Annotated in this window: 18 protein-coding genes; 12 read left to right on the top strand and 6 right to left on the bottom strand. The window is 46.7% G+C overall.

Features of this window, described 5'->3' with window-relative positions; translation table 11 throughout:
* Positions 1-183 precede the first annotated feature (183 nt).
* Entirely contained in the window at positions 184-1,011 is an 828-nt protein-coding gene (dapB, locus tag QUA77_RS16080) for a 4-hydroxy-tetrahydrodipicolinate reductase (protein WP_333040729.1), read from the bottom strand.
* Positions 1,012-1,313: 302 nt separating this feature from the next.
* On the opposite strand from dapB, the gene QUA77_RS16075 reads away from it, so the two are divergent.
* The 6 genes from QUA77_RS16075 (at position 1,314) to ruvC (ending at position 6,648) form a co-directional block, all read left to right on the top strand.
* Positions 1,314-3,836: an EAL domain-containing protein gene (locus QUA77_RS16075; protein ID WP_333040659.1), complete on the top strand. Its 2,523-nt coding sequence runs from the start codon at positions 1,314-1,316 to the stop codon at positions 3,834-3,836.
* A 71-nt stretch (positions 3,837-3,907) separates the two neighbouring features.
* Positions 3,908-4,156 (top strand): DUF4160 domain-containing protein, encoded by a 249-nt coding sequence (locus tag QUA77_RS16070; protein WP_333187188.1) that lies wholly within the window; start codon positions 3,908-3,910, stop codon positions 4,154-4,156.
* Positions 4,157-4,169: 13 nt separating this feature from the next.
* Entirely contained in the window at positions 4,170-4,493 is a 324-nt protein-coding gene (locus QUA77_RS16065; protein ID WP_333451127.1) for a DUF2442 domain-containing protein, read from the top strand.
* Entirely contained in the window at positions 4,477-4,878 is a 402-nt protein-coding gene (locus tag QUA77_RS16060; protein ID WP_333451125.1) for a DUF4926 domain-containing protein, read from the top strand. Before QUA77_RS16065 ends, QUA77_RS16060 begins: the two co-directional genes overlap by 17 nt.
* 30 nt (positions 4,879-4,908) lie before the next feature.
* On the top strand, positions 4,909-6,024 hold the full coding sequence (gene bchI, locus QUA77_RS16055) for a magnesium chelatase ATPase subunit I (protein WP_333040655.1): 1,116 nt from the start codon (positions 4,909-4,911) through the stop codon (positions 6,022-6,024).
* Between the two features lie 90 nt (positions 6,025-6,114).
* Positions 6,115-6,648, top strand: a complete 534-nt coding sequence (ruvC, locus tag QUA77_RS16050) for a crossover junction endodeoxyribonuclease RuvC (protein ID WP_333187112.1) — start codon at positions 6,115-6,117, stop codon at positions 6,646-6,648.
* Positions 6,649-6,655: 7 nt separating this feature from the next.
* On the opposite strand, the gene QUA77_RS16045 is transcribed toward ruvC, so the two are convergent.
* Positions 6,656-7,249 (bottom strand): Uma2 family endonuclease, encoded by a 594-nt coding sequence (locus QUA77_RS16045; RefSeq protein ID WP_333451123.1) that lies wholly within the window; start codon positions 7,247-7,249, stop codon positions 6,656-6,658.
* Positions 7,250-7,510: 261 nt separating this feature from the next.
* On the opposite strand from QUA77_RS16045, the gene QUA77_RS16040 reads away from it, so the two are divergent.
* Positions 7,511-7,885 (top strand): hypothetical protein, encoded by a 375-nt coding sequence (locus QUA77_RS16040; RefSeq protein WP_333451120.1) that lies wholly within the window; start codon positions 7,511-7,513, stop codon positions 7,883-7,885.
* Positions 7,886-7,991: 106 nt separating this feature from the next.
* Here the strand turns inward: QUA77_RS16040 and QUA77_RS16035 are convergent, their stop codons facing one another.
* On the bottom strand, positions 7,992-8,261 hold the full coding sequence (locus QUA77_RS16035) for a hypothetical protein (protein WP_190660572.1): 270 nt from the start codon (positions 8,259-8,261) through the stop codon (positions 7,992-7,994).
* Between the two features lie 254 nt (positions 8,262-8,515).
* Here QUA77_RS16035 and QUA77_RS16030 point away from each other — a divergent pair, with 254 nt between their 5' ends.
* The 3 genes from QUA77_RS16030 (at position 8,516) to QUA77_RS16020 (ending at position 10,747) form a co-directional block, all read left to right on the top strand.
* Entirely contained in the window at positions 8,516-9,739 is a 1,224-nt protein-coding gene (locus tag QUA77_RS16030; protein ID WP_333451118.1) for a hypothetical protein, read from the top strand.
* A 10-nt stretch (positions 9,740-9,749) separates the two neighbouring features.
* A complete protein-coding gene (locus QUA77_RS16025; protein WP_333451116.1) occupies positions 9,750-9,983 on the top strand; it encodes a hypothetical protein in 234 nt (77 codons plus the stop codon).
* 122 nt (positions 9,984-10,105) lie between these two features.
* Positions 10,106-10,747: a restriction endonuclease subunit R gene (locus QUA77_RS16020; RefSeq protein ID WP_333451114.1), complete on the top strand. Its 642-nt coding sequence runs from the start codon at positions 10,106-10,108 to the stop codon at positions 10,745-10,747.
* Positions 10,748-10,869: 122 nt separating this feature from the next.
* Here QUA77_RS16020 and QUA77_RS16015 read toward each other — a convergent pair whose 3' ends face one another.
* The 3 genes from QUA77_RS16015 to QUA77_RS16005 form a co-directional block, all read right to left on the bottom strand.
* Complete coding sequence (locus tag QUA77_RS16015) at positions 10,870-11,205, bottom strand: ribulose bisphosphate carboxylase small subunit (RefSeq protein ID WP_333041670.1); 336 nt, start codon at positions 11,203-11,205, stop codon at positions 10,870-10,872.
* 45 nt (positions 11,206-11,250) lie between these two features.
* The gene (gene rcbX, locus QUA77_RS16010; protein WP_333138541.1) at positions 11,251-11,661 is read right to left on the bottom strand and encodes a RuBisCO chaperone RbcX; all 411 of its coding nucleotides are present in this window, start codon (positions 11,659-11,661) and stop codon (positions 11,251-11,253) included.
* A 136-nt stretch (positions 11,662-11,797) separates the two neighbouring features.
* Positions 11,798-13,228 carry a form I ribulose bisphosphate carboxylase large subunit gene (locus QUA77_RS16005; RefSeq protein ID WP_190660564.1) on the bottom strand — a complete coding sequence of 477 codons (1,431 nt, stop codon included), beginning with the start codon at positions 13,226-13,228 and terminating at the stop codon, positions 11,798-11,800.
* A gap of 160 nt (positions 13,229-13,388) precedes the next feature.
* On the opposite strand from QUA77_RS16005, the gene QUA77_RS16000 reads away from it, so the two are divergent.
* Positions 13,389-13,538: a hypothetical protein gene (locus tag QUA77_RS16000; protein ID WP_333451112.1), complete on the top strand. Its 150-nt coding sequence runs from the start codon at positions 13,389-13,391 to the stop codon at positions 13,536-13,538.
* A 301-nt stretch (positions 13,539-13,839) separates the two neighbouring features.
* Complete coding sequence (locus tag QUA77_RS15995; RefSeq protein WP_333451110.1) at positions 13,840-15,606, top strand: serine/threonine-protein kinase; 1,767 nt, start codon at positions 13,840-13,842, stop codon at positions 15,604-15,606.
* The last annotated feature ends 165 nt before the right edge of the window (positions 15,607-15,771 follow it).

The raw sequence follows: 15,771 nt of genomic DNA, 5'->3' as shown, positions 1-15,771 counted from the left end.
TTCGGCAACGAGCAATGTACGGGATGCAACGGCTGTCTGTTCGGAAGCGGATTATATTAAGGGATTTAACAGATTTAACGGATTGATGTTGAAGTCACAAATCAGAAGTTAGAAGTCAAAAGTTATAAGTTAGATTAATTCCACATTACTAATGACTAATGACTAATGACTAATGATTCATGGCTACAAGATTTTTTCCAGGCCGTAAACGAGCGATCGCAATTCAAGGACTTTGCGTATAGACAGCAAGACTCCTGGCATATAACAAGCGCGATCGCTCGTATCGTGTCGTAAAGTATAAACTTGACCGGCGCCGCCAAAAATTACCTCTTGGTGGGCAATTAAACCGGGTAAACGGATGCTGTGAATGCGAATCCCTTCATCAGCCAGTGAACCTCGAGCTCCGGCTAATTTTTCGGTTTCCTCAACTTCTGGCGGATTGAAAGTTTTTCCCATTTCTGCTAACATTTGGGCAGTTTGAATTGCCGTACCGCTGGGGGCGTCGGCTTTTTGATTGTGGTGCAGCTCAATAATTTCTACGTGTTCAAAATACTGAGATGCCGTGACGGCAGCTTGTTGGAGCAAAACCATGCCGATCGAGAAATTGGGTACGATCAAACAGCCAGTGCTGGCTTTATCAGCGAATTCAGCTAAGTTTTCAATTTGCTTGCTGCTCAATCCGGTAGTGCCGACTACTGGGCGAACCCCGTAAGCTATGGCCGATCGCACGTTTTCATAAACAGACGAAGGGTGCGTAAAATCTACCATCACTGCTAACTGCTTTTCCTGAGATGCTAATACCAGCATTCCTTGCAAGTCGTCAGTGATGGGAACTTCTAACGGGCCGCATCCGGCTAATTCCCCGGCATCGGCGTTGAGGCACTCAGGAGAGCGGTCTACAGCCCCAAATAAGGTCATGTCACTAGCATGGGCGATCGCCTTAATTACTTCGCGGCCCATTTTGCCTGCAGCACCGTTAACAATCACCGGAATCGGAAGTTGATTCGCCATCATCTCAAAAATATCCTGAAAGTTTGATCGACTAAATTTTAACGCTTGTGCGAATTTGGGGAAACAAGGAATGAAAGACAGGATTTGTCGGCAAATCTTCAAAAACCCGGTTCCCATTCGAGAAATACTTTGCCAAATCGAGTAATTAGCTTAAAGAAACTCGGTTGCGGCACAAGTTCTGAAAAAATTACATTCAATCTCATATTAAGCTCAATTCTGTAAGAACAGACTTGTGCAAAGCTAATTTGCACCGACATATTTTTTCTGTGACTGCCAAATTCTCTCGAAATCTTCGATATGTCATGTCTGTCGCAACTGGTCTCAACCTGAGTTCTCAAAACCGACGGGTCAGGATTTTGCCTGCAATGCTTGCGGGCGTGACTGTAACGCTGCTGAATATGGGAGTTCGGCAGTTGGGAGGCTTGCAAAGCTTGGAATTGGGGAGTTTTGACTCGTTAGTGCGCTTGCAGCCAGATTCGGACCCCGATCCGCGACTGCTGGTAGTGGGAATTTCTGAGGCCGATATTCAAGCTTTGGGGAGATTTCCGATTTCCGACGGTGCGATCGCTCAAACCTTGGCAAAACTGCAAAAGTATCAGCCAAAAGTTATCGGTTTGGATTTGTACCGGGATTTGCCTCAAGCGCCGGGACACGAAGAATTGCTGGCCGGGCTGAAAGCACCGAATGTGGTGGCGATCTATAAATTGAGCGATTCCGAAAGTCAGGGAGTGCCTGCACCTCCGGGGATACCGCCCGCTCGGCTCGGTTTTAACGACTTCGTACTCGATCCTGATGGCGTTGTACGCCGCAATTTGCTCTCAGTTTCGCAACCAGACAAAAAGATTGCTTTATCGTTTTCTGTGCAAGTGGCTTTGCTGTATCTCAAAGACAGAGTAAAGCAGAAAAATAGCCCTGTTCATCCCCACCAAATCAACTGGGGAAAGGCAGAATTTGTGCCTTTAACTTCTAACAGTGGCGGCTATGCAAATCTCGACGCCAAAGGCTATCAAATTTTGCTCAAATACCGTTCTGGTAAGGAGGTGGCGCGACAAGTCAGTATCAGGCAGGTATTGAAGGGAGAAATTGACCCAAGCTGGGTTAAGGACAAGATTGTGTTAATCGGGACGACGGCACCGAGTACCAGAGATTTGTTTTTGACGCCTTACAGCCCGGTTAAAAAGCAAAGTCCGAAAATGCCTGGGGTGTTGCTGCACGCGCAAATGCTCAGCCAAATATTGAGTGCGGTTTTGGATGGGCGATCGCTGTTTTGGGTGTGGCCGGAATGGGCGGAAATTTTGTGGAACGGTGCTTGGGCAATGGTTGGCGGGGTTTTGGCTTGGCGGATTCAGCACCCTGCGAGGGCTGGATTGGCTGGGGGTGCTGCATTGATGGGTTTGTTGGGGATTACTTATGGGATTTTTAGTGGGGGTGGGTGGCTACCGTTAGTGTCGCCGACTTTGGGTTTGGTGGTGACTGGTGTGGGTGTCAGTGCTTACAGGAAGCTTTACGATGCTTTTCACGATTCTCTAACGGGTTTGCCCAACCGGGATTTGTTCGTGGATTGCCTGGGGCGGGCGATCGCCAATACTAGGGGCCGGCGCAGCTATGTGTTTGCGGTGCTGTTTCTGGATTTAGACAGGTTTAAGGTGATTAATGATTCTTTGGGTCATTTGGTGGGGGATGAACTGCTGATGGCGGTGGTGCTGCGGTTGAGGGCGATTATTGGCTCCGGGGATACTGTGGCGCGGGTGGGGGGTGATGATTTTGCGATTTTGGTGAGGAATGTTGATGTTGCTAGTGCGGTGGATTTGGCCACTCGAATTCACGAAGCTTTAATTGTGCCTTTTGAGTTGAAGGGGCAGGAGGTGTTTGTGACTGCGAGCATTGGGATTGCCCTGGGGGGGGAACCTGCTGCTACTGTCAGGGAACAGCCGGAACACTTGCTACGGGACGCGCACACGGCGATGTACCGGGCGAAGGCTTTGGGAACGGGAAGGTATCAGGTGTTTAATGCTTCGATGCACGCTTTGGCGGTGGAGAGGTTGCAGTTGGAAACTGATTTGCGGATGGCCCTCAAGCGTCAGGAGTTTTTGCTGCATTACCAGCCGTTTGTATCTTTGGCAAGCGGGAGGATTATTGGGTTTGAGGCTTTGGTACGCTGGCAACACCCGCTGCGGGGTTTGATTCCGCCGATGAAGTTTATTCCGGTGGCTGAGGAAACGGGTGCAATTGTGCCGCTGGGTGAGTGGGTGCTGGAGGAGGCTTGCCGGCAGTTGCGGCTGTGGGAGGAAATGTTTGGTTTCGATCAAGCTTTGATTATGAGTGTAAATTTATCTGGGAAGCAGTTTGCTCAGCCGGATTTGGTTGATCGCATTCAGGTGATTTTGGAAACAACGGGTTTGAGTGCCGAGAGTTTGAAGTTGGAGATTACTGAGAGTGTGGTGATGGAGGATGTGGAGTCGGCGATCGCGGTTTTGAAGCAGATGAAAGCGTTAAATGTCAAGTTGGGAATTGATGATTTTGGTACGGGTTATTCGTCGTTGAGTTATTTGAGTCGGTTTCCTACGGATACTTTGAAGGTTGATAAGTCGTTTGTGGGGCGGATGGAGATCGAAAGCGAGGGGGAGAATGTGGCGATCGTGCGGACGATTGTGGCGCTGGCTCACGCTTTGGGTATGGATGTGATTGCTGAGGGTGTGGAGACGGCGGCACAATTAGCTAGGTTGAGGTCGATCGGCTGCGAATATGGTCAGGGTTATTTTTTTGCTAAGCCGTTACCGAGCGAGGCTGCGACTGCTTTGATGGCTTCTGGGCCGCAGTGGTAGTGATGAGTTATTGGTCATTCTTCTTCGTGGTTATATACAATAATCTTCATATCGTCGTTTAAAAAAGCTTTATACCAGAAGTTGCACGATTTTACGGAATAATCATCAAAATTTTCTTTGGGGATCACCCACCTCCTCATTTTCACGCAGTTTACGGTGAGTACAATGCTTTGATCGGCATTGAATCTTTAGAGATTATTGAAGGAGATTTACCAAATAGGGTCCAAAAGCGGGTAAGAGAATGGGCTACGTTGTACCAGAAAGAACTGCTGGATATGTGGAATAGCCAAGAATTTAGTAAACTTCCGTCCTTAAAATAACTGTGATTTTTTTATGAAACCTGAGCGCATTGTTTCTGCTAAAGCTATTGACGATCGAACCTTGATGGTCAAGTTTACCAATCTTGAAATCAAGAAATACGACATCTCTAAGTTATTAGACAATCCGATGTTTGCGACGTTACGCAATCCTGGATTTTTCAGAAATTTTAAAATTGAACCTGGTGGTTATGCAGTGGTTTGGAATGAAGATATCGATATCAGTGAATATGAACTTTGGCAGAATGGAATTAGTTGCACGGATGAGGAAATTGAGCGATACATTGAATCTCTTCATCATTCGTTAGGAGGTAAGCACGAGCGTGCCAGAATTATTTGATGTAGTCGAATTGTTTGTAACATGGCCTGAGTCTAATCTACACCTAGGTGTTAGAGGGGCTACTGTAGCTTGTTATGATGATGGAAATTACGAAATAGAATTTAGCGAGCGCTCTGGCGAAACGATAGCTTTGTGTACTCTGTCTACCGAGCAGTTTTTAGTTGTTTGGAAGTCGAAAGAAAGGCGTTGGTTGTCTGTATCTGAGCTATTAGCTGCGATGGTTGGACGTTTGTCAGACGAACGTCAGCAACAAGTTTTAGAGTGGGCGCGTTCTGTGTCTCAGAAAGAGTCTGTTTTTGGAGGCGTTTTGAGAGGAATCACACAAACTCTGCACTTGGATTTCAAGGCTGCAGATCGACTGTTGTCCGCTTGTATGTCACAATAAACAAGCAATTATTATATTTTGAGTTATCCTGTGAGTCCTACTGCCGAAGTCAGCAATACCCTAAATGCGGGCGCTCTACCAACCGTTACCGCTACTCCAGCCCGCCGCGCTGTTTTTCCCTTCACTGCGATTGTTGGCCAGGAGGAGATGAAACTGGCGCTGCTGTTGAATGTCATCGATCCCAAAATTGGCGGGGTGATGATTATGGGCGATCGAGGTACTGGTAAATCTACCACAATCCGCGCCCTCACTGATTTGCTGCCGGAAATTGAGGTGGTGGCTGACGATCCTTTTAACAGTCATCCCAGCGATCCAGATTTGATGAGCGATGAGGTGCGCGATCGCACTTTATCTCAAACTGACATTAAAATCGCCCGCAAAAAAGTTCAAATGGTAGACTTGCCTCTGGGCGCTACCGAAGACCGAGTTTGCGGTACGATCGACATCGAGAAAGCTTTGTCGGAAGGTGTTAAAGCTTTTGAACCCGGTCTTTTAGCTAAAGCTAACCGCGGCATTCTGTACGTTGATGAAGTCAATTTGCTCGACGATCATTTAGTCGATGTTTTGCTCGACTCTGCCGCGAGCGGTTGGAATACTGTTGAAAGAGAAGGCATTTCGATCCGCCACCCGGCTAAGTTTATTCTCATCGGTTCCGGCAACCCAGAAGAAGGAGAATTGCGGCCGCAGTTGCTCGACAGATTCGGGATGCACGCAGAAATTCGGACTGTGAAAGACCCGAATTTAAGAGTAGAAATTGTCGAACAGCGATCGAGCTTTGACCAAAATCCAGCGGAGTTTCTCGCGAAATACCAGCGCGAACAAGATGAGATGCAGCAGAAGTTGGTGGAAGCTCAGGAAAGGTTGAAATCGGTAACTATCGATCGAGAGTTGCGGGTAAAAATCTCCCAAGTCTGCGCTGAATTGGACGTAGACGGGCTGCGGGGCGATTTGGTGACAAATCGGGCTGCGAAAGCTTTCACGGCTTTGGAGTGCCGCACAGAGGTGACTGTGGACGATATTCGCCGGGTGATGACTCTGTGTTTGCGGCACCGGTTGCGGAAAGACCCGCTAGAATCAATAGATTCGGGGTATAAAGTGACTAAAGTGTTTGATCGGGTATTCGGCCTAGAAACAACTGAGGGGTAATTAATAATTGGTAATTGGTAATTGGTGGTGAGGAAACATTTCCCAAATTTTTAATGCCTCCTTCCCCATTTCCAATTACTGATTCGGGCAATGGAAAAACGAATTTTAGGATTAGATCCCGGCTTAGCAAATCTCGGCTACGGGGCAATTTGCTGTCAAATTGTCCCCGGTAAACAAGATGAAAACTTTGTTTCCATGATTGATTGCGGCGTCATACAAACAACGCCCAAACAGGAAATGGGACAGCGGTTGAAAACAATTTACGACGATTTACACGCGGTAATTGAAGAGATTAAACCTGATGTAGCAATTGCCGAAAAATTGTTTTTTTACAAGATGGGAAATACCATACTTGTAGCGCAAGCGCGCGGCGTTTTGACACTGGTATTAGCGCAGTGTGGAGTGCCACTTTTCGAGTTTACGCCGGCTCAAATTAAGCAAGCTTTGACAGGGCGCGGTAATGCGGATAAATCTGAAGTGCAAGAGGCCGTGGCGCGGGAGTTAGAGTTGGGTTATATTCCGAAACCCGACGATGCAGCGGATGCTTTGGCGGTGGCTTTGACTGGTTGGTACGATGATGATATTTGTCCCAAGAAAATACAGTTGGAAACAGAAAAAGTTTGATGCAATATCAAATCATGGGCAAATTAAGCACAAATCCGGGCAAGACATCTTCTCCCGATAAACTTACAGGAAATTGTACAATCTCTACTTCGCGAGAAGGGCGATAAATTTCTACTTGTTCGTCTTGAGGATTAATCAGCCAACCCAAGCGCAAGCCGCTGTTTAGATATTCCTGCATTTTCTCCTGAAGCTGCCGCAGCGGGTCTGTGCGCGATTCCCTACGGGATAGCTTCGCTTCACGCAATTCTATGACAAAATCAGGACAAATCGGCGGAAATTTCTCTTGTTGTTCATCCGTTAAAGCAGACCATCTTTCCAAGCTAACCCAAGCCGCATCAGGCGATCGATCGCCTTTATTAGGCAACCGAAAAATTGTTGAAGAACTAAACACTCTCCCTAGCTGAGTTTGACGGTTCCACAAGCCCAAATCAGTAATTAAATCGGCTTCTCGATTGCCGCTGACTCCGCCTACTGGTGACATAATGATAATTTCTCCTTTAGCAGTCCGTTCAAATTGCCAATCTTGATTCATCTGGCATAAACGGTAAAACTGTTCGTCTGTTAGTTCGACAGTATCTAAGTTTAAAGTAACGGTCGTCATTTTTCCTAACTCCCTAAAAATATGAGTCCTGCAAACTTATTTGAGCGTCGCATTTTGTCAATTTTAACATCACTCTCCATAGCCCGGACTTAAGCTTTAATACCAGGGCTTAAGCCCCATCCCGACTATTGCGAGGTGCAAAATATTAGTTAAAAATATAATTAAGTTCCATCGCCTAATTCCCACCTCAATCAAAAAATGCTATAATATCAACTTTAATTGCTAAACTTATCCCGCCAGCAGAGAACACAGGAAAATAATATGGTGATTATTACCTCACAACAAATTGCCCAATTTCGCTCACAATTAGCCGAATATCCCGAAGCCCTAAAAGCCCTAGACGCCATCGAAGATTGCGAAGGTAACATCGAAGATGCAGCGATATCTCTAGCAATTCAAGCCGGTCAAGAACCGAATATCTCGGAAAATTGGTTAGACGGATTGGCCAAAAGATGCCGCGTTGCTATCTGCCAATCAGAGGTTAAAGAAGAGTTGACAAACGGACAATTGAATGCAGCATTTAGAGATTTAGTAGCCGCAAAAATTTGCCCTAATATTTTGGTGACTTCGGTGATTATTTATGTATTTAAAACTGGGGTGGATGAGTTTTGTGAACCTCTCGAATATAAACTATAAGGCAATCCAGACATTTAAAAAGTAGGTGAGGCGAAGCTATCCCGAAGGGTAGGGAATCGCCCTCATTTCTCAAAACATGATACAACGAGGCGATCGCAACTCTTTTCTACCCCTTTGCACTACTGTACCCAGCCGGCCTTAAATCCGGGGACAAACCCAAAGATTTCCCCAGCAAACGAGCAAGTTGCACTAAAAAATTAGCAGTATCTTCGTCACCTTCGCGCGCCATTGAAGCCGATATCTGGATTAGCATTTGCACAAATCCCGCATCAATTAAATCGGAACAGGAACTCAAAACCTCTGGTTCTTGGCCGTTGGGACAAGTAAGCACTCGCTCGATTAAGTTCAAATAAGCCTCTTGGCGTTCTGGATTCATTTTGGCAGAAGCTGTACAGTAAATAATTTATTATTACGTTTAACTCAGCCCTGTCAATCAGGCGATCGAATAAGCGATCCCCGTTTTTACTCTAGAAACTCCATTCAGTCAGGAATAGACAGAAGCTTAAAGAAAATCTTAAGTTTCTCCATGCTAGTTTAGTCGAGGTAAGCTGCCCCAATGCGCCCCCTAAAATTCCAGCTAACCTGCGCCAATAATAACCCTAAGATTCCAGGGAATTAAGAATATACAAAATGAAAATAGGAATATTTTTAGGAAATCTAGGAAACCCCGCCATCTACTATCCCAAACTTGCCACAATTACCGGCGGAGTCGCGGCGAGTATTTTTCTTTGCCAATTATTGCAATGGCAATCACAAAAGTCCAACTCCGGCGAATGGGTGAAAACTAACAGCAGCGAAATAGAAAAAGCCACTGGTTTGAATCACGAAGAACAAGAACTCGCGAGACGCCTGCTAAAAGTGCGATCGCTCCTGAAAGAAAAATTAACAAATCCCAACACGGATACCCTAGAACTCTGGGCGGACATTGACGCTTTCGAGGAAAAACTCAATAACTTTTGGACACCGAATCCGCCAGATATTATAACAGAGATCAGCCGCGAAAGTCACAATCACCCTGTAGAAATCTTCCGCGAAACATCACCCCCAAATCATGCAGTTAAAACTGACAAATATTTCGGGCAACCCCGCCAACAAATAGCCGTTGCTGTCACGCCTCATTACCGATTTAGTGGCCCTTGGAATTCCGAAGAAGAACTGCAGAACTTTCAGCGAGCCTTAGAAGAATATGCCAAAGAACGTAATTTAGGATTTGGCAATCCTTCGGGATGGGCATTTAACATTATTGACAGGATGACAAAAGGCTTAACCTCGGCTTTTTGGGAGGAATTTATCGCCGGAATTCCGTTAGGAGAAAGTCAGAAAGTCCAGCGGGATTGGGAAATCGAGCCGGAAGTGCCTTATCCTGCTTTTGAAGAGGAGCGAATTCAGTATTACGTGCACAAAGGCGAACCGCTAGAAGCAGCAGTCTCTAAAGCCCGTGCTGATTTGAGAAACCCGGTTTTGGGCAAAGATTTGTGGGAGGGATTTCTGCGAAAGTGCGATCGCCTTGCCGATGATGCACTCAAAGCAAAACTGCAGGGAGTTGACACACCATACCTGCCCTCTTCCTTCAACGAAAAACCGCAAATCACCAAGGATAGCGTTATGCGGAAGTTAGGGGCGATCGCCCCGCAATTAGCCCTCAATCAATCCACATCTGACCAGATTCCAGCACTGCCGAAACTTGCTGAAACAACATCGCCAAGTCCCGCCGAAATTCCCAGTATTTCCTCTTTGCAAAAAGCTTACCAAACTCCTCTGGGCCGAAGTATAGTTGAAAAACAAATCGCTGCAAACCCCGACTGGGGCTACGAAATAGTTGACGGTGAAATCGTAGAATCTATCCCTTTTTAATGAGCCTGAGATGAAACGAATTAGCGATATCAATCCGCTGGGGGAAGAGCGACCCAATCCGTCTGACGAAGAGAGAGAAAACCTGCGGGAGGAAAGGTGGCAGCGAGAAAGAGATGAAGCATATCAAATGTTAGTTGAACTCTGCAATTTGGGCGAATATGACATGGCCGAGCAGTTGGCAAATAGACATTTTAATTGGGGTTATGAAATAGTTGATAGGATTGTGATGGAAAGGATAGATTAGGTTCGTAGTAAGGACTTTAGTCCTTAATTCCAAGAGTGAAATAAGTAAAGTCCTTACTACAAACCTATATGTGAATTAGGGTTATGTTATAATTCTAATTAAAACTTAAATAACTATCAAACATGACAACAACTATTAACGCCAAAAATATAACGCTCGGTGAAGTCAGTCAATTTTTGAAATTCCAAGAGCAGCTTAATAATGACACCTACACAAATTTTTTCTCCTTAGAATCCTTAACAGAGATAGAACAGTTAGAACTCGCCCAAATCCGCAACGATTTTCGCGAATACCTCTCAGTGGAAAGAGTCTCTGAAGGACTGGTACAGGCCTTAACTACGTTTCCCTTAGTGCGATTGGCTGGCTTCTACCGCCGCCCAATAAAGATGAGTCTAGAACAAGACATTGCTAACATAACTATAGAAGATGAAGACACAACGATTACAGGCAGATTTGACATTTTAGCAATTAATAAAGAGAAACAAATTGCCGCTGATATACCATTTTGGATTTTAGTAATAGAATCTAAAAATATTCTAATTGCTCCCCGCGCTGGTTTGCCCCAACTTCTAACTTACGCCTCTAAAAGTTTAGAATATCAAGAGTCTGTTTGGGGGCTGGCGACTAGCGGAGAGTTTTATCAGTTCGTCAATATCCGCAGAGGAAATCCCCCAACCTATCAGCTAATGCCATTTTTGACTTTGATGGAACCCGAACCTTCAGTTTTGTTGCTGCAAGTTTTAAAAGCTATTTGTAAGCTATAGCAGAAGGAAGAAGAAGGACTAAAGTCCTTAGTACAAACATAAAAAAAGAGGCAGAGAAAATTCCCCGCCTCCAATCTGCAATGACTGTTAACCTAAAAGTTAGATTAGCCAGCCAATACTTTTTAGTAGCCTCTGGTGTTAGGCTTGTGGACGATGAAGCTCAGCACTTGGCACTGCTTCACGTTGTCAAAACCCATGACGCGGATGTAGCAACCAGGATTATCTTGACGGCAAGCTTGAACTTCTGTCATGATTTCTTGGACGCTGCGAGCACCAAACAAAGGCAACTTCCACAGAGTCCAATAGCGCATTTCAGCGGCAGAGGTTTCGTTGAATTCTACGCCGGGAATGTAGCCTTGATCCAGGATGTACTGGAGTTGCTTGGCAATTTGCGCGTCTGTCAGCGGGGGCAAATAGGACAGAGTTTCGTAACGACGCTCTTTAGGTAAAGTCTTCATTTTTTGTATCTCTAAGGTGTGTGTTCGATCGCACTTGTCGATCGATTAACTCGACAAATTATCCAGATTCGGTTCAGAATCTATTGATGTTTCAGGATTACTGCTAGGAACAGACCAATTAAGTTGCGTAGTTCGCTCTAAATGCTGGCGTCTGTGTTCCATATTCGCCTGTTGAATGCCAGTACAAACCATTTCTGGCAAATATTCTGTCACATCGTGAGCCAGATACTCTCGCACAGTCATGATCCGAAATCCTAAATCTTGATTTTCCAAAAGCAACTCTTGAATGTAAGCTTCTCCATCTTGGATTTTGCCCTTAGTAGAAAAATCATTCAACCAGATTGCCAGAGGAGGATTGGTTTCGCTCAACTGAGCGACCACCATCCGCACGGATTGATAGGTTAGGTAACTTGCCAGCACCTTAGCGGTGTCTTTCGCAACTTGTTTGAGATCCATTTTGACCCCAGCCCCCTCAAATTTTAGATTTTGGATTTTAGATTTTGGATGCAAACTTACTTGTAAATCTTCTTCAAAGATAAAGACTTCCTAGCAAGTTTGCGACCAAAAACCTAAAATCTCCAACCAAAAATCCTTAAAGGGTATCCATTGCCTCGAACTCAAACTTGATTTCTTTCCAGAGTTCGCAAGCAACAGCCAGTTCAGGAGACCATTTGCAAGCTTCGCGGATCACGTCGCCGCCTTCGCGCATCAAGTTGCGGCCTTCGTTACGAGCTTGGACGCAAGCTTCCAAAGCAACGCGGTTAGCAGTTGCACCAGGTGCGTTACCCCAAGGGTGGCCCAAGGTGCCGCCGCCGAACTGCAAGCAGGAGTCGTCGCCGAAGATTTCCACCAAAGCCGGCATGTGCCAGATGTGGATACCACCAGAAGCAACCGGCATGACACCGGGCATGGAGGCCCAATCTTGGGTGAAGTAAATACCGCGGCTGCGGTCTTCTTCGATGTGGTCTTCGCGCATCAAGTCTACGAAGCCCATCGTGATGCCTTTTTCGCCTTCGAGTTTACCCACAACTGTACCGGAGTGCAGGTGGTCGCCACCGGACATCCGCAAGCACTTGGCAAGCACGCGGAAGTGGATACCGTGGTTTTTCTGACGGTCGATAACTGCGTGCATGGCGCGGTGAATGTGCAGCAAAATACCGTTGCGGCGGCACCATTTAGCCAAGGTTGTGTTAGCAGTGAAACCACCGGTCAGGTAGTCGTGCATGATGATGGGGGTTTTGATTTCCTTAGCGAACTCAGCCCGCTCCATCATTTCTTCGCAGGTGGGGGCAGTTACGTTGAGGTAGTGACCCTTGACTTCGCCGGTTTCTGCTTGAGCTTTTTCAATAGCTTCTTGAACGAACAGGAAGCGATCGCGCCAGCGCATGAACGGTTGCGAGTTGATGTTTTCGTCGTCTTTGGTGAAGTCCAAACCGCCGCGCAGAACTTCGTAAACGGCACGGCCGTAGTTCTTAGCAGACAGACCCAATTTGGGCTTAATTGTACAACCCAGCAAAGGACGGCCGTACTTGTTCAATTTGTCCCGCTCAACGGTAATACCGTGAGGAGGGCCTTGGAAGGTTTTCAGGTAAGCAATGGGAATCCGCAAGTCTTCCAACCGCAGAGCGCGCAGAGCTTTGAAACCGAACACGTTACCGACCAAAGAGGTCAGCAAGTTGGTGACGGAACCTTCTTCAAACAAATCCAAAGGATAAGCAATGAAGCAGATGTACTGGTTGTCTTCACCGGGAACTGGCTCGATGTCGTAGCAGCGACCTTTGTAGCGGTCGAGGTCGGTCAGGAGGTCAGTCCACACAGTTGTCCATGTACCTGTGGAAGATTCAGCAGCTACAGCAGCGCCGGCTTCTTCAGGGGGTACTCCCGGCTGCGGTGTTACCCGGAAAGCCGCCAAAACATCTGTATCCTTTGGGGTGTAGTCCGGCGTGTAATACGTTAGTTTATAGTCTTGAACTCCGGCTTTATACCCAGCCTTTGATTGAGTTTGGGTTTGCGCGTAAGCCATATCTCGCTTCCTAGTATTCGCTTAATTTTTTTGCCCGATCGCAGGCTGTTAAAAATATATCAACAAAGTGTCACTCTCAAATTTTAATATTCTTTTAATCATCATAAGTATTATTTATTTTGCTTTACATTAGGCAAATATTTGTAACATATCTTATGAAATGCCAGCGGCGAAGGATGCAGGAGGAAAGGCTGGGGATCGCAGAGTGGGGAGGAATTTTGAGCGACGGAAAGATATGGTGCAGCAAGCGGAACAGCGGATTAATACGGTTTATGTAAAGAATTTAATACTTAAAAATCAGAATTGGTAATGGGTAATGAGTCCGGGGGAAGTAGTTAGAAATACCTAAAGTTGTGGTTAGTAGTTGAGATCGATCTCAACTGCGATCCAGTATGCAATCTAAAATCCCAAATCCCAAATCTAAAATCTAAAATCCCGTGACTTCCAGACCGCTAACTCAAAAATCGACAGCATAGCACATAATATGGACAGGACTTGTGCTCTCAAACCAAATCCGCCGTTACAGCCATTTAACCTCGCTGAAAACCGGGTTTCTGCGTTAGCTGCGCGTAAGTCTACTATGGATATTTAGCCCCATTTTTACTCTGGTTGTGCCTCACCCCCCTTCAAAAGCCGTTCACTGCATCAATCCAGATTGCCCAAGGCCCTACCCTCAGACTTGGGGCAACAATTTTTGTCATAGTTGCGGGGCTCCCCTGCGGCTAAAAAACCGCTACCTGCCTCTAGAAAGCCTCGGTTCCGGGGGCTTTGCAGCAATTTTCACAGTCTGGGACACAGAAACTCAAACCGAGCGCGTCCTGAAAGTGTTGCTCGAAACGGCCCCGAAAGCGCTGAAACTGTTCGAGCAAGAAGCTGAAGTTTTGGCACGTTTGCAGCACCCGGGCGTCCCTAGAGTCGATCCTGACGGTTATTTTCACGTCCAAACGCAAAATTTTGCAGGCGGCGAGGGAAATGCTGCGGCCAGGCGGCTGCCTTGTTTGGTAATGGAAAAGATTCACGGCAAAACTTTAGAAGAGGTTCTCGACGAGCACCCCCAAGGATGTCCGCAGGAATGGGTGTTTAGTTGGCTGAGTCAAGCTGTGGAAATTTTAGAGGAGTTGCACAGGTGTCAGATTATTCACCGCGACATTAAACCCTCAAATTTGATGCTGCGAGACCCGGAATCGCCCCAAGTTTTGCTAAGCAAGGGTTTGGGCGGACTGCAATTGGTGACGATCGACTTTGGGGGAGTTAAACAGATGGGCCAGATGGGCGGTGTCGAATCCGTGGGGAAAGATTCTCGGAGTTCGACGCGGTTGATTTCGCCCGGGTACAGTCCGCCGGAACAAATTGTGGGCGGCGGTGTGGTGCCGGCGACGGATTTTTATGCCCTGGGGCGGACTTGCATTCACTTGCTGACGGGGAAGTATCCGGCGGAAATTGAAGATCCGATGACGGGTGAGTTGCGGTGGCGCCACATTGTATCTGTGAGTCCGCCTTTGGCGAATTTGTTGGACGATATGGTGCGATCGAACGTGCAGCAGCGTCCGGCGACGGCCCTTGATGTTCGGGCGCGTTTGCAGGAGATTTATGCTAGGAGTAAGGGCAAAATCGCGATCGCCCCAATGGGTCAAGCTATTGTAGAATTCTGCCGGCAAGTAGTGGTGGCGGGGGCGCAAAAAACTGTCAGCCTGACTGGTGTTGTGTTCGGCGCGATCGCCCAAATCGTGGTAGCTTCTCTGGATACCGGCTGGGAAATGGTGCTCGGTGGCGTTGGTGGAACTGCCGGGGCGATCGGCGGTTTGGTTTTGGGTTATGCTTCGCCTCTAGGCCCGGAAATTGCCAGTTTTCTCAATGAAGGTTTGCAGCAATTAATGCCTAACATGACTTTCGCTGTCGGGCCGGAAGTGCTGCTGTTTGGGTTTGCGGGGTTCGGAACTGCGATCGGTTTGACTGATGCGGGGAGTTTTCGCCAGCAAAAACAGTATTGGCTGTCGGGATTGATGGGAGCTCAGGGTTATTTGTTGGCTGGTTTGTGCTGGATGGAAGCAACAGCTTCTAGCGGTGTGCAGGGGGTTATTTTGGGAGCTTTTGCGATCGCCTCTTTGACTGTGGGAATGGGTTTGCGGAGCCATCAATTAGTTCACGCTTTGGTAGTGGCTGTTTTCTCTACGGGAATGTTTCTGTTGCTGAATGCTTGGAACATTTTTCCGGGGAGTTTCTTTGGAATTTTGTCACTATCTAACGTTACCTTCGGCTGGCTGCAAGTTTGGGGTTCAATTGTGTTCTTTGGTTTGTTGGGAAGTGCGATCGGGCTTTGTTTGGGAGTAAGTCATTATTTAGTTGTGCCCGTGCTCAGGTGGTTGGGATGGCGGTAGGAATTAACTAATTAAATATTAAACATTTCACCTCGAATTCAGATCCCCCTAAATTTTACTTCCTTAAAAATACCAACTTTAAGTAATCTTGCTGGGGGGGTAACAACCAGCCTGAAACCCATACCTTTGTAAGGATTGAGCCAATGTGTGCTAAAAAAAGATAGG

This window comes from Microcoleus sp. K5-D4, from assembly GCF_036704575.1.
Lineage (GTDB): Bacteria > Cyanobacteriota > Cyanobacteriia > Cyanobacteriales > Microcoleaceae > Microcoleus.
This window is presented reverse-complemented; position numbering and strand designations above follow the sequence as displayed.